This window comes from Halioxenophilus sp. WMMB6, from assembly GCF_033283405.1.
Taxonomy (GTDB): Bacteria; Pseudomonadota; Gammaproteobacteria; order Pseudomonadales; family Cellvibrionaceae; genus Halioxenophilus.
Map to the genome: position 1 here is coordinate 83,869 of NZ_JAWMQR010000005.1, position 13,714 is coordinate 97,582.

Here is a 13,714-nt window from a genome sequence, read left to right on the forward strand (position 1 = left end):
ACCTTCGGGTGCCAACGATAAACAGCCAGAGAGCTCGAGATGACCACCAATAAAAAACCACTGGGAATTACTGATGTGGTGCTGCGCGACGCGCACCAATCTTTATTTGCAACACGCCTACGTCTTGAAGATATGTTGCCCATCGCGGCCAAATTGGATCAAGTTGGCTTCTGGTCGCTGGAGACCTGGGGCGGCGCGACTTTTGATGCCTGTATCCGCTACCTGGGTGAAGATCCCTGGGAGCGTATCCGTGAGCTGAAAAAGGCGATGCCTAAAACGCCAATGCAGATGCTCTTCCGGGGGCAGAACATCCTGGGGTATCGCCACTATGCGGACGATGTGGTCGCGAAGTTTGTTGAGCGTTGCGCCGTCAACGGTGTCGATGTCTTCCGGGTGTTTGATGCCATGAACGACATGCGTAACCTGGAAACCGCGCTGAAAGCCGTCAAACAGGTTGGCAAGCATGCCCAGGGTACCATCTCCTACACACTCAGCCCGGTGCACAACCTGGAGATGTGGGTCGATATGGGCAAGCGTATCGAAGATATGGGCGCGGACTCCATTGCCATCAAGGATATGGCCGGCCTACTCAAGCCCTACTACGGCTACGAACTGGTTAAGCGCTTAAAAGAGACCTGTTCAATTCCTATCCATATGCAGTGCCATGCCACTACGGGCATGTCCACCGCCACCGCTTTGAAATGTATTGAAGCGGGTATCGACAACATCGATACCGCCATCTCCTCCATGTCGATGACCTACGGCCACAGCCCCACCGAGTCGGTGGTGGCCATTTTGGAAGGGACTGATCGCGATACCGGCCTGGATATGCATCTGCTGGAAGAGATCGCCGCCTACTTCCGTGAAGTGCGGAAGAAGTACGCCAAATTTGAAGGATCACTGCGCGGGGTTGACTCCCGCATTCTCACAGCACAGGTCCCCGGTGGCATGCTCACCAACATGGAAAACCAGCTGCGTGACCAGGGTGCTACCGATAAATTCGACCAGGTTTTGGAGGAGATTCCCCGGGTGCGCGAAGACCTGGGCTTTATTCCGCTAGTGACGCCCACCTCCCAGATCGTTGGCACTCAGGCGGTACTGAACGTGCTGACTGGTGAACGCTACAAATCGATCTCCAAAGAGACCCAGGGTGTTCTGAAGGGCGAGTACGGTGCCACTCCAGCACCGGTGAACAGCGAACTGCAGGCGCGCGTGCTTGATGGCGGCGAGGCGATTACCTGTCGTCCGGCCGACCTGCTGGAGCCTGAGCTTGAGAAGTTGACTGCAGAACTGGTGGCGGCTGCGGCTGAAAAGGGCATTCAGTTGGCCGCCGGCGAGCAGCAGATCGACGATGTGCTCACCTACGCCCTGTTCCCCCAGGTCGGTTTGAAATTCCTCGAAAACCGCAATAACCCAAGTGCGTTTGAACCCAAGCCCGGTAAGCCGGAGCCGGTGAAAAGTGAGGCTGGTGAAGAGATCTACACGGTTACCGTTGACGGGCAGAGCTACACCGTTACCGTTACCAACGGCGGCGATATTACCGGTCTGGCCCCCGTTGGTGGGGCCCCAGCGGCCGGCGCTGCCGCCGCCCCGGCCACCTCGGACGGGGAACCTGTGCCGTCGCCGTTGGCTGGCACTATTGTTAAAGTCCTGGTGAAGCCGGGGCAGAGTGTCGCCTCCGGGGAGACGATTCTGGTGTTGGAAGCCATGAAAATGGAAACCAATGTCGCCGCCCCTAAAGCGGGTACTGTTACGGCCATTGATGTGAAAGAGGGCGATGCAGTAGCTGTGGGCGATAACCTCCTGGCCATCGCATAAGGAAGGGCGCTCCTGTGGAAAGTTTTCTAACCCTGTGGCAGGAATCTGGCCTGCACCTGATGCAACCCGGCCAGTTGGTCATGATCCTGGTCGGCTTGCTGCTCCTCTATTTGGCTATTGCCAAAAATTTCGAACCGCTGTTGTTGGTGCCGATCGGGTTTGGTGGCATTTTGGCCAATATTCCGGGTGCCGATCTGGCGATTTCGGCCGCCGAGGCGGCCATCACCAGCGGTGACCCGCAGGTTTTAAAGGCGATGGCTCACGCGTTGGGTGTGGCCGATTGGTCCAACGTTACGCTGCTGAAGAGCGCTTACGCCAGTGCCAGTGGCGATGCTCACCTGGCGGCGGTGCACGCCGCCGAAGATATGCAATTCACCAATGGCATGCTCTATAACTTTTACCTGGTGGCTATCGCCTCTGGGGTAGCGCCGCTGGTTATCTTTATGGGGGTTGGCGCTATGACCGATTTTGGTCCGCTCCTGGCGAACCCGAAAACCCTGTTTTTGGGCGCGGCCGCGCAGTTTGGTATCTTTGCCACGGTGTTGGGGGCTGTCGGCCTCAGTTACAGCGGGCTTATGGATTTTGACATCGCCGATGCGGCGGCCATTGGTATCATCGGTGGCGCCGATGGCCCTACAGCGATCTACGTAGCTTCTCTGCTGTCGCCGGAGTTGTTGGGGGCAATCGCGGTTGCCGCCTACTCCTATATGGCGTTGGTGCCCATGATTCAACCGCCGATTATGCGCGCGCTGACCACCAAAGAAGAGCGCGGTATCGTAATGAGCCAGCTGCGGGTGGTCTCCAAGCGCGAAAAGATCGCCTTCCCCATTGTGATTCTGGTGCTGGTGGCGCTCTTTCTGCCCTCAGCGGCGCCACTGTTGGGTATGTTCTGCTTTGGTAACCTGATGAAAGAGTGTGGCGTGGTGAACCGCTTGAGTGATACCTCGGCCAATGCGCTCATTAACATTACCACCATTTTTCTGGGGCTGTCGGTTGGCTCTAAACTGGCGGCGGACAAATTCCTCGATCCAAAAACCCTGGGTATTCTGGCGTTGGGTATCATCGCTTTTGGCATAGGCACTGCTATGGGTGTGTTGATGGCCAAGTTTATGAACCTGTTCAGCAAACATAAGATCAACCCGTTGATCGGTTCGGCTGGTGTTTCCGCAGTGCCAATGGCGGCTCGGGTATCCAACAAGGTGGGTTTGGAATCCAATCCGCACAACTTCCTGCTGATGCATGCGATGGGCCCCAACGTGGCCGGCGTTATCGGTTCTGCTGTAGCGGCTGGGGTGATGATCTCCATGGTGGCCAGCTTCCAGTAGGTGCTGCCAGCTGGGTTTAGGTTAGGTAGTGAGAAGGGCTCCCAGTGGAGCCCTTTTTTGTATTCGCTGTGGTTTGAGGGATCTTGGCCGCAGCCTCAAAATTTTTTATCCTCCGGCCTTCTATGTTTGAACGGACCTCGACATGTTAAAACGAATACTAATATCTCTGTCGCTGGCAGTGCTCACCCCATTAGCGGTGGCGCAAAACAGCCGTCAGGCTCCCATGGCTGGTGATATCACCCTGGCTCAAATTATTCCGGACGGCCATTACGACCTGCTGGTGCGCGATTTTTCTGCTTTCGCTGAAGCGTCGGTGCAGGCGGCACAAAAGCGCGGTTATTACATTCCAACCAATCAACGGCAGCAGTTGTTGCAACAGGTCCACTCGCGGTTGGGGCCGAATCGCCTCACGGAGCGCCTGGTGTCCCGTCTGCAGGGCTATGCCCAGCAGTCGTCTGTGCAGAGCGTGAGCACCTGGTATGCCAGCCAGGAGGGGCGAGCGGTTCTGGCGGGTATTCAGCCGGCCTATGCCCCCGGAGCTGAGCGCAAGCAGCAGTCCATCGCCCGGGCATTAATGGCCAACGAACACTACCTCGCCTGGTGGGAGTCCCTTGCTGCTCAACAGCCGGGCAGTGAGTCGTGGCTGCAGCTGCGCGAGCAGTTAATTTTCAATGGGGTGGCTCACCTTGCCTTGGTATTAAAACCCAATACCCCGTTTGCTGCCGACAAGATTCAGGAACAGCTGGCGCAGGAGACATTCCAGATGCGACCGAGTGTCGAGGAGCAGTGGCGACTGCGCGCTATCGACAGTATTCGCAACCTGGAGGTCTCCTCACTGGTGCGTTATCAGCAGTTCACCCTCAGCAGAGAGCACATCGCCTTTCTGAAATTGGTGGATCAGCAATCACGGCAAGTGGTGGCTGCGGCAACGGAAGAGCTTAAATCATTGATTGATCAAACCGTGGTGCTCGCGCCGCCGGCACCGGAGCCCGAAGCGCTAGAAGATAAAGGGTTCTGATCTGTGACTGCAGCGCTCTACAAGCTGGAGGTCTATGTACCCGGCTCCCACCTGGAGGCGGTTAAACAGGCTCTCTTTGCCGCAGGCGCGGGCCAGCTGGGTAGCTATGACAGCTGTTGTTGGCAAACGGAGGGGGGCGGGCAGTTCCGGCCTCTGTTGGGGGCGAAGCCCCACTTGGGAGCAATCGGCCAGCTAGAGCAGGTGGTGGAGATTAAACTGGAGCTGGTGTGTGGGGCCGATAACCTGCGCCAGGCAGTAGCCGCCATGCTGGCGGCCCACCCCTACGAGGTGCCGGCTTATCAAGTGCTCGCGGTAGTTGACCTCAATTCGGTGTAGTGGGCTTTGAGCTCCTGAGGTAATCCTTGGGGGTGATAACCTGGTTGCGAACGGGGTAGTCGCCAGTTTTTCGATCTTCGATGTAATCGAGCAGTGTGGAGCGAACTACTGGAAAGGCCAGTTCATTCCAGGGCAGGGCATCCAAAGTAAATAGCTCCACCGCCAGGGATTCCGGGCCTGGGCTGAAGTCGAGCGAGGCCACTTCGGCCAGGTAGAAGAAGTAGACCTGGCTGATGTGGGGCAGGCTGAACACCTGATAGAGAGCCGGGGTGTTCAGGGTTAAGCGAGCCTCTTCCCAACACTCCCGCAGCGCGCCCTGTTCCACCGTTTCGCCATTCTCCATAAATCCCGCTGGCAGCGTCCACAAGCCCGCCCGCGGTTCAATTGCGCGTTTGCACAGCAGAATGGAATCCTGATAGACCGGCAGGCAGCCGGTAATGATTTTGGGGTTCTGGTAGTGGATGGTTGTGCACTCGGAGCACACATGGCGTTCCCGATCATCGCCTTCAGGAACAACCAGTGATACCCTCGCACCGCAGTGGCTGCAAAAATTCATGGGTCTCGCCTGTACTGAATTTTCGCAGTATAGCGGAAATTAACCGGCGAAAGCAGGGGCCTTGAACGGGATGATCTGGGCGCTGGTGGAATTTTCGATTGGCTGTAACCGCTCGTAGTTGAGGCCGCCGTTGAGCGCTTTGCGCAAAGCATCGAAACTTTCGTGCATCATGCGGGAGATCATTATGCAGGCTTGCATGGGGTTGCTGGCGGCTTGCCGCTTGGCATCAATTTGAAATTGCAGGCCGCGCAGGCGCCGCTGCATGTGGCTAGGGGCACGTTCAAGCAGGGCATTGATATGCTGCATTCTCAGCCGCTCAAAGGCTTCGGGGTTCTCTTTTGACAGTTTGGCTAGCGTGTCAAAATCGGGGAGTTCTCCTTTCATAGCTCATCTCCATACGCAGTTTTGCAATCCGTCCAACAATCTATTTTGCAAAATGGTCAACCTGTGCTACCGATACTAACAATCCGAAGTTTTGTATTTAAATACCTATTTATTATAACGATGGGCTATGTGGATTTATCTGACGGCTGATGCAACGTGAAGTGCGAATCGCTGTCACACTCACAGCCTAATCACTTGAGAGATTATTTATTTGCAGGTAGTTTTCTGGGTGAATCTTTGCGGTTTTACTTATGTCCCAATTGATACTAAAAAATTTACTGCCCCTCAATTTGGCCTACAAAACCTCTCGTTTGGAGCGGGATGCCGCCGTGCTGGTGCCGCTTACCGGCCGGGGTAGTGGCATCGAACTGGTCTTGACTCAGCGTTCCGGCCACCTTAACAGTCACGCTGGCGAGGTCTCCTTCCCAGGCGGGAAGTGGGAACCTGGCGATCACAGCCCTGCCGATACGGCGCTGCGTGAAACAGAAGAGGAGATCGCGTTACCGCGCGGGCGGGTGGCGTTGCTGGGTGAGTTGCCCAATCATGTTTCGAAACACGGCTTGCGGGTAACGCCGGTAGTGGGCTGGATTGATCAAATGCCCACTCTGGTGGCTAATCCGGAGGAGTTGGATTCGGTCTTTCGGGTTCCGCTCGCCTTCTTTTTGGAAGATGAGCGGGTACGCACCGATATCTACAGTGCGGCCGGGATCACCCACTGGTCACCCGCCTGGCGCTTTCAGGAGTATGAGATCTGGGGGCTGACCGCCCGGGTTTTGGTTAATCTGATGAACCTGGCGTTTGGTGCCAATATCACCCGCAAAAGTGGCGCTCCTGAAAACTTTCGTTCATAGTTCGCCTCGGTCGGCAACCGTCCGACACCCTTCAACATTACAATCTGATGCAATGGTAGGTTATGCCCAAGCCCGTATTCCGCTCCCTTAGCCGTGGTGCACCCGCAGAAAAGCCCGTTAACTCGCCCTGTGTATCGATTTGTGTGTTGAATGAGGAGAGTATCTGTACCGGTTGTTTCCGGACCGGAGAGGAGATCTCCCGCTGGGGACGGTTAACCAATCGGGAGCGGCGGTCGGTGCTGGCCTTGTGTATAGAGCGGGCCAAGCGGTTGAATCCTTTCTTTTAGAGTGCATGGAGCCGCGACAGCGACAGGTCTGATCGGATGGGGTAGAGGCTAATTGCCGCGCAGTTTGCGGACCTTGGCTTTTTCGATCATCTTGCCGGTGAGGGCGGTTACCTCGAAGCGGTAGTTGTCAATATCAAAACTGATACAACCATCGGGTATCGCCTGTAGATATTCCACGGCCAGGCCATTGAGGGTTTTTGGCCCCTCCTGGGGCAGGCTCCAATCGAGATGTTTATTGATGTCGCGGATGGGGGCGCCGCCATCAATGAGGTACCAACCGTCGGCCAGCGGCGTGATATCTTCGTGCTCATCTTCGGCGGTGTTGGTGGTGAAGTCGCCGACAATCTCTTCCAATATATCTTCCAGGGTAACGATGCCCTGCACCTCGCCATACTCATCCACCACAATCGCCATGCGTCCTTTGGACTTCTGGAAATTCATCAGCTGGCTGCTGAGCGGCGTGCTTTCGTGCACAAAGTCCGGTTTGCGGGTGAAGCGACGAATGGCAGCGTGGGTGACGGTGCTGTCATCGCCAGTCAGGAAGCGGGCTACGTGACGCAGGTGGAGAGTGCCCAGCACATTGTTGATGTCGCCCTCGTAGACCGGCAGGCGGGTGTAATCGGTGGAGCGGATCAGTTTCATCAGGTTCTCGACGCTCTCGTTGAGGTCGAGGCCGACTACCTCCGTACGCGGGATCATGATGTCTTCAACGGTAATCTTCTCCAGATCGAGTACGTTGAGCAGCATGCCCTGGTGCTGATCGGGGATGAGGTCGCCCGCTTCGTCAACCACGGTGCGCAATTCATCGGGATCCAGGTGGTCGTGTTTGGTGGCCAGGCTTGGGTCCACGCCAAACAGTCGCGCCAGCCCGTTGGAGAGCGAATTGACCATAATGACGAACGGATGCAGCAGGAATTGCATCGGTTGCAGCGCCAGGCTGAATGGGTAGGCGACCTTTTCCGGGTGCAGAGCGGCGACGGTTTTGGGGGTCACTTCGGCAAATATGAGCATCACCAGTGTCAAGACGATGGTGCCAATGACTTCCGAACCGGAGCCATAGAGCTTGATGCAGATGGTGGCGGTGATGACGGCGGCCAGGTTATTGACCAGGTTGTTGCCAATTAAGATGACGCCGATCAAACGGTCCGGGCGCTTGAGCATGCGAATGACCCGGTTGGCAGACTTGTTACCTTTGTTGGCGGCGTGCTTCAGGCGATAGCGGTTGATCGACATCATGCCGGTTTCCGAACTGGAGAAAAATCCGGAAAGCACTATCAGGCCAGCAAGTAGGCCAAAGAGAATACTGGTGGGAAAGTCACTCAACGGGGGTTGAACCTATTATTGTCAGTGGATTGCTCTTTGCGTTTTAGCTTTTTTAAAGAGAACAGCCAAGATCATTTCGCTAAGTTCACCGGTCAGGTTCACAGGGTTTGGCGGCCTAATATTAGCTCAATTACCAGCTTACTGCCGAAATAGGCCAGCATCAGGGTACAGAAGCCTGCCAATGTCCAGCGGGTGGCATAATTGCCGCGCCAGCCTTGGAAGTGCCGTCCAAAGAGGAGAATGGAGTATATAACCCAGGCCAGCATAGACAAAACAGTTTTGTGCACCAAGTGCTGGGCAAACATATCCTCCAGAAAGATAAAACCGGAGACAATGGATAGCGTCAGGGTGATCTGGCCGGCCCAGACGATATCAAACAGCAGGGCCTCCATGGTTTGCAGGGGCGGCAACAGGCGTACCCGGCCGGTGGCATGCTTATGGCGGAGTTGATGGTTTTGCCAGGCCAGAAACAGGGCGTGCAGCGCCGATATGGTCAACAGAGCATAGGCCAGAATAGAGAGTGCGATGTGGCAGAAGAGCCCGGCCGATATGGCGGCCTTGTCGGTAAGTGGGCTTTTGGTGATCAGCGACATCAGTACCGCAATGGCGGAGAAGGGAAAGAGAAAGATAAACAGGTTCAGGATGGGCAGGCGCAGGCCGCTGACCGCCACCAGCAGGTTGACCACGCAGGTGACCAGCGATAGCGCGATAAAAAAGCCGAGGTCGTAGCCGCTGATGTGCACCACCAGGTGGTAGAGGCCCAGGATGTGAGCGGCGATGGCCAGGCCACTGAAGGTGATTACCCAGTTCTTCTGCAGCTCCTGCACCTTGATGAATTTAACCAAAAGGTAGGCAAAGGAGAGGGTGTAAAGCAGTATCGCAAGGATACTTGGTGCGTAATTCGACATTGGCTTGGCGTTGGTCCCTGTATTTCGCGATTCCTCATGCCCACCGTTGGTGGGGCACAGAGCAGCAAGTTTGTCACAAGCTTGTCGGCAATTGAAGGTAGGAGCGCCGTTGCCTGAACGATTGCCCATAATGCTGGTGTCACGGGGAGTGCTTCGTGCATTTCATGATGCATTCTGTATACTTGCCAGCCTTCTATAAAAGCATTCAATTAGAGTGGCTATGTTCGACAATCTAACAGACCGTTTAACAGCGTCATTACGCACCATCACCGGTAAATCCCGCATTACCGATGAGAACATTCAAAAGACGCTGCGCGAGGTGCGTAAAGCACTCCTGGAAGCAGACGTGGCTCTGCCAGTGGTTAAGGATTTTGTGGCGCAGGTGCGCTCCACGGCCCTGGGCCAACAGATCTCCAAGGCGCTCAATCCGGGACAACAGTTCCTGAAGATCGTCGAAGGTGAGCTGATCAAGGTGATGGGGGAGGCCAACGAGTCTCTCAATCTGGCCGCTCAGCCACCGGCGGTGATTCTGATGGCTGGCCTGCAGGGGGCTGGTAAAACCACCTCGGTGGCCAAACTGGCGCGCTTCCTTAAAGAGCGGCAGAAGAAAAAGGTGCTGGTGGTCAGCGCCGACGTCTACCGTCCAGCCGCTATTGCCCAGTTGGAGACCTTGGCTAAAGAGGTGGATGTCGGTTTCTTCCCGTCCACGTCAGAGCAAAAACCGGTTGATATCGCCAAGGCGGCAATTGACCATGCCAAGCGTCAGTTTTTCGATGTCCTGATCGTCGATACCGCGGGTCGGTTGCATATCGATGAGAGCCTCATGGATGAGATCAAAGGCTTGCATGCAGCGATTAACCCGGTCGAAACCCTGTTCGTGATTGATGCCATGATTGGTCAGGACGCCGTCAATACAGCGCAGGCGTTCAATCAGGCGCTGCCGCTGACCGGTGTCATTCTCACCAAAGCCGACGGCGATGCCCGAGGTGGTGCTGCGTTGTCTGTGCGCCATGTGACCGGCAAACCGATTAAATTTCTGGGGGTTGGCGAAAAAGTCGATGCCCTCGAGCCTTTCCATCCCGACCGTATTGCTTCCCGTATCCTGGGTATGGGTGACGTACTCTCCCTGATTGAGCAGGCAGAACAGAAGGTCGACCGGGAAAAGGCTGAAAAACTGGTACAGAAGGTCCAAAAAGGTCAGAAATTCGACCTCGAAGACCTGCGCGACCAGCTGCAACAGATGGCCAATATGGGTGGCATGGCCTCGATGCTGGAAAAATTACCCGGCATGGGTAATGTGGCGCAGATGGCCGAACAGGCCAATGTCACCAAGCAGTTCAAGCAGATGGAGGCGATTATCGGCTCCATGACGCCCCAGGAGCGGCGCAACCCCGACCTCCTCAATGGCTCCCGTAAGCGGCGTATCACCATGGGTTCCGGCACCGACATTCAGGATTTGAACCGACTGCTGAAGCAACATAAGCAGATGGCAAAAATGATGAAGAAAATGAAAGGCGGCGGCATGTCGAAGATGATGCGTGGCCTGGGTGGCATGATGGGTGGGATGCCCGGCGGTGGTGGCCTGCCACCCGGAATGGGGCGCTAGCCAACATTTTCAATCCATACCCTATACAGGGTGTGGTGATTACTCTATAATCCGGCGCCTTTCCGGGCTCTGTGCCCGTTTTGAACAGAATTTTTTAGCAAAACTGATCCCGATCTGGTCGATTGCGCCTCATTGGGGGTTGGACATTGCCGTGAGGCAAGGTCTTATCTGGTAGAAAACAGGAAAAACTACATGGTTAATATTCGTTTAGCGCGCGGCGGTTCAAAAAAGCGACCTTTTTATCACGTAACAGTGACTGACACTCGTAACGCTCGTGATGGTCGTTTCATTGAGCGCTTGGGTTTCTTTAACCCAGTTGCCCGCGGTCAGGAAGTTCGCCTGCGCATCGACAGTGAGCGCGTTGAATTCTGGCTGGGCCAGGGCGCACAGATGTCTGATCGCGTTAAGGCTCTGGTAAAAGAAGCTGGCAAAGCGGCTTAATTACCACTTCTGACTATTGATCTGATTCGTGGCCACAAAGCAATCCAATTTGGTGACTGTGGGGCGAATCGGCTCGGTATTTGGTATTAAAGGCTGGCTGAAGATCCATTCCGAAACCGAGCCTCAAGATAATATTTTTCAGTACTCCCCCTGGTGGTTAAAAACCAAGCACGGTGTAAAAACCTTTGAGTGTGATGAGTATCAGCCCCACGGCAATGGCCTTATCGCCCATTTGCAAGGGGTTGATGACCGCGACCAAGCGGCCGCCCTTACGGGTGTGGAGATAGCGATTGACCGCGCACAGTTGCCAGAACTGGACAGCGGTGAGTTTTACTGGAGTCAATTGATCGGTCTGCGGGTCATCACCGAATTCGACGGCAAACGTCAGGATTTGGGCAAGGTGGCAAAGCTGATCGAAACCGGCGCCAACGATGTACTGGTGGTGCAGGGCGATGACAACAGCATCGACCTTAAGGAACGACTGGTTCCTTACCTGCCGGAGCAATACGTTACGGCGGTCGATCTGGATACCGGTGTCATGACCGTGGATTGGGATCCGGAGTTTTAGTTAGCCACGGCTTGCCAGTAAGCAGGAGATCAGTGTGCGAATCGCGATTGTGACCCTGTTTCCGGAGATGTTCAGTGCGGTTACCGAATGCGGTGTTACTGGCCGCGCGGTAAAGCAGGGCTTGTTGTCAGTGCGCTGCTGGAGCCCTCGGGATTTCGCCCGGGACAAACATCGCACGGTGGACGACCGGCCATATGGCGGTGGCCCCGGCATGCTGATGATGATGCAGCCCTTGGAAGAGGCCCTGTTCGCCGCCAAAGCCTGGGCCGAAGAGAGTGAGCAAGCGGGTGCTGTGAAGGCACCGGTAATCTACCTCTCTCCGCAGGGGCAACCATTGCAGCAGGCACTGGTGGCAGAGTTAGCCCAAAGCCCGAACCTGGTGCTTTTGTGTGGTCGTTACGAAGGTATAGACGAGCGCTTTATCCGCAAATACGTGGATAGCGAGCTCTCCATCGGTGACTACGTGCTAAGTGGCGGTGAGTTGGCGGCGATGGTGGTACTCGACACGGTTATTCGCCTTTTGCCTGGGGCATTAGGGCATGCTCAGTCGGCGGAGCAGGACTCCTTCAGCGATGGCTTGCTCGATTGCCCGCACTACACCCGCCCGGAAGTGTACAAGGGTGAGGCGGTGCCAGCCGTGCTGCTCTCGGGCAACCATGAGCGCATCCGCCGTTGGCGTTTGCAGCAGGCACTAGGCAGAACATGGCAACGGCGCCCGGAGCTTTTGGCCAATAAGGCTTTAAGCGCCGAGCAGGAAACACTTTTGAGAGAATACCTGGAGCCAGCTCCCAAGAGCGAAACCTCAGGGCCAGAAGGTGACTGTTAGCCTCCATTGTGGGGCTGTCACCGACACTAAACATTTGAAACAACGTATAGCTGTGAAGCTAGACACATTTGCTATTGTTAGGAGCAATGAAATGACCAACAAAATTATCCAGGAGCTCGAAAACGAGCAGTTAAAAGCTGACGTACCAGAATTCGGCCCCGGTGACACTGTGGTTGTTCAGGTAAAAGTAAAAGAGGGCAACCGTGAGCGTCTGCAGGCGTTCGAAGGTGTTGTGATTGGCAAGCGCAATCGCGGTTTGAACTCAGCGTTCACCGTTCGCAAAATCTCCCACGGTGTTGGTGTGGAGCGTACCTTCCAGACTCACAGCCCGCTGGTCGATAGCGTTCAGGTTAAGCGTCGTGGTGATGTTCGTCAGGCGAAACTCTACTACCTGCGCAACCTGACTGGTAAAGCGGCTCGAATCAAAGAGAAGCTTAACTAAGCCAAGTAAGCAAAAAGCCGGTGCCCGCACCGGCTTTTTTTTACCCCAATGCTCCGTTTAAGCCTAAAACCCGCCGGTTAGGAACCTTACCCGCAATCGCTGCTCAAACCTGTTACGCTAAATTCAGGCGGCTGCGTTCGCATCTGTTGTAAAAATCACCCTTGTTTGTTTTCGGATCCCCTCTTATGGCGTTATTTCAATTGCGAACTCCACTATTTCGTAACCTTGGCATCCCTTTTCTGGGTGGGATGATACTGCTGGTGGCCGCCGCCTGCTCCAATGGCGCGGCAGAAGAGAAGAGCGCCGCACCCGCAGTGAGCGAAGAGATTAAGCAAGCGATAGCCAATGGCATAGCCAAAGCCCGGCCGATGTTGAAAGTGGCTTCCGTGGAGCCGAGCCCTGTTCCTGGGCTGTATAAAACCGAGATCGAAAACGGCCCCATTCTGTTTGTCAGTGCCGATGGTCAATATGTGCTCGCCACCGATATGTACAAGGTGGAGTTGGGCCACTTTGTAAACCTGCAGGAGGCAGATCGTCAGGCGCTGCGGGTAGCTTTGGCGAAAGAGTTGGACGAGAACCAGGATGATCTGATCGTCTACTCGCCCAAAGGCGAGGTAAAAGGGGTGGTTAATGTCTTTACCGATGTCGACTGTGGCTACTGCCAGCGGCTGCATCAAGAGGTGGGCAAGTTAAATGAGATGGGTATCGAGCTGCGCTACCTGGCTTACCCCAGAGCCGGAATCGGTTCCCCCTCCTATGAGAAGATCGCCACCGCCTGGTGTGCCAAAGATCGCAATGCCGCCATGGATCAACTAAAAGCCCGTAAATCGCTGCCGATTAACGTCTGCAAAGACAACCCGGTCGCCGAGCAGTATGCCATTGGCAACCGCATTGGGGTCAATGGTACGCCCGCCATCCTGCTGGATGACGGCACGCTGTTGCCAGGCTACCTGCCCGCTCGCGAGTTGGCTGCCCGTATCGGTGTGGTCGATCCCGCCCAATAACCACCTTCTCGAGGCAGCAGA

The 13,714-nt window shown here is 55.5% G+C and carries 16 protein-coding genes; 12 read left to right on the plus strand and 4 right to left on the minus strand.

Features of this window, described 5'->3' with window-relative positions; genetic code table 11:
- The first annotated feature begins 39 nt into the window (after positions 1-39).
- The 4 genes from oadA to SBL51_RS13615 all read left to right on the plus strand — a co-directional run bounded on the left by oadA (position 40) and on the right by SBL51_RS13615 (position 4,497).
- Positions 40-1,818 (plus strand): sodium-extruding oxaloacetate decarboxylase subunit alpha, encoded by a 1,779-nt coding sequence (gene oadA, locus SBL51_RS13600; protein WP_317931532.1) that lies wholly within the window; start codon positions 40-42, stop codon positions 1,816-1,818.
- Between the two features lie 14 nt (positions 1,819-1,832).
- Positions 1,833-3,143 carry a sodium ion-translocating decarboxylase subunit beta gene (locus SBL51_RS13605; RefSeq protein ID WP_411860483.1) on the plus strand — a complete coding sequence of 437 codons (1,311 nt, stop codon included), beginning with the start codon at positions 1,833-1,835 and terminating at the stop codon, positions 3,141-3,143.
- 142 nt (positions 3,144-3,285) lie between these two features.
- Complete coding sequence (locus tag SBL51_RS13610; RefSeq protein ID WP_317931533.1) at positions 3,286-4,161, plus strand: hypothetical protein; 876 nt, start codon at positions 3,286-3,288, stop codon at positions 4,159-4,161.
- 3 nt (positions 4,162-4,164) lie between these two features.
- On the plus strand, positions 4,165-4,497 hold the full coding sequence (locus SBL51_RS13615; protein WP_317931535.1) for an NGG1p interacting factor NIF3: 333 nt from the start codon (positions 4,165-4,167) through the stop codon (positions 4,495-4,497).
- Here SBL51_RS13615 and SBL51_RS13620 read toward each other — a convergent pair.
- On the minus strand, positions 4,484-5,053 hold the full coding sequence (locus SBL51_RS13620) for an NUDIX hydrolase (RefSeq protein ID WP_317931536.1): 570 nt from the start codon (positions 5,051-5,053) through the stop codon (positions 4,484-4,486). The genes SBL51_RS13615 and SBL51_RS13620 overlap by 14 nt on opposite strands.
- A 39-nt stretch (positions 5,054-5,092) precedes the next feature.
- Positions 5,093-5,437 (minus strand): DUF3135 domain-containing protein, encoded by a 345-nt coding sequence (locus tag SBL51_RS13625; protein WP_317931537.1) that lies wholly within the window; start codon positions 5,435-5,437, stop codon positions 5,093-5,095.
- 251 nt (positions 5,438-5,688) lie between these two features.
- On the opposite strand from SBL51_RS13625, the gene SBL51_RS13630 reads away from it, so the two are divergent.
- Positions 5,689-6,288 carry a CoA pyrophosphatase gene (locus SBL51_RS13630; RefSeq protein WP_317931538.1) on the plus strand — a complete coding sequence of 200 codons (600 nt, stop codon included), beginning with the start codon at positions 5,689-5,691 and terminating at the stop codon, positions 6,286-6,288.
- 62 nt (positions 6,289-6,350) lie between these two features.
- Complete coding sequence (locus SBL51_RS13635) at positions 6,351-6,575, plus strand: DUF1289 domain-containing protein (RefSeq protein WP_317931539.1); 225 nt, start codon at positions 6,351-6,353, stop codon at positions 6,573-6,575.
- Positions 6,576-6,623: 48 nt separating this feature from the next.
- On the opposite strand, the gene SBL51_RS13640 is transcribed toward SBL51_RS13635, so the two are convergent.
- Positions 6,624-7,898 carry an HlyC/CorC family transporter gene (locus SBL51_RS13640; protein WP_317931540.1) on the minus strand — a complete coding sequence of 425 codons (1,275 nt, stop codon included), beginning with the start codon at positions 7,896-7,898 and terminating at the stop codon, positions 6,624-6,626.
- Between the two features lie 98 nt (positions 7,899-7,996).
- Positions 7,997-8,806, minus strand: coding sequence for an inner membrane protein YpjD (locus tag SBL51_RS13645; protein ID WP_317931541.1), 810 nt, complete (start codon positions 8,804-8,806; stop codon positions 7,997-7,999).
- A gap of 220 nt (positions 8,807-9,026) precedes the next feature.
- Between SBL51_RS13645 and ffh the strand changes: the two genes are divergently transcribed.
- The 6 genes from ffh to SBL51_RS13675 all read left to right on the plus strand — a co-directional run bounded on the left by ffh (position 9,027) and on the right by SBL51_RS13675 (position 13,693).
- A complete protein-coding gene (gene ffh, locus SBL51_RS13650) occupies positions 9,027-10,412 on the plus strand; it encodes a signal recognition particle protein (RefSeq protein WP_317931542.1) in 1,386 nt (461 codons plus the stop codon).
- 192 nt (positions 10,413-10,604) lie between these two features.
- Positions 10,605-10,853 carry a 30S ribosomal protein S16 gene (gene rpsP / locus SBL51_RS13655; protein WP_317931544.1) on the plus strand — a complete coding sequence of 83 codons (249 nt, stop codon included), beginning with the start codon at positions 10,605-10,607 and terminating at the stop codon, positions 10,851-10,853.
- Between the two features lie 28 nt (positions 10,854-10,881).
- Positions 10,882-11,421 carry a ribosome maturation factor RimM gene (gene rimM / locus SBL51_RS13660; RefSeq protein ID WP_317931545.1) on the plus strand — a complete coding sequence of 180 codons (540 nt, stop codon included), beginning with the start codon at positions 10,882-10,884 and terminating at the stop codon, positions 11,419-11,421.
- 34 nt (positions 11,422-11,455) lie between these two features.
- A complete protein-coding gene (gene trmD / locus SBL51_RS13665; RefSeq protein ID WP_317931546.1) occupies positions 11,456-12,247 on the plus strand; it encodes a tRNA (guanosine(37)-N1)-methyltransferase TrmD in 792 nt (263 codons plus the stop codon).
- 91 nt (positions 12,248-12,338) lie between these two features.
- Positions 12,339-12,689, plus strand: coding sequence for a 50S ribosomal protein L19 (gene rplS / locus SBL51_RS13670; protein WP_317931547.1), 351 nt, complete (start codon positions 12,339-12,341; stop codon positions 12,687-12,689).
- A 185-nt stretch (positions 12,690-12,874) separates the two neighbouring features.
- Positions 12,875-13,693, plus strand: coding sequence for a thioredoxin fold domain-containing protein (locus SBL51_RS13675; RefSeq protein WP_317931548.1), 819 nt, complete (start codon positions 12,875-12,877; stop codon positions 13,691-13,693).
- Positions 13,694-13,714 lie beyond the last annotated feature (21 nt).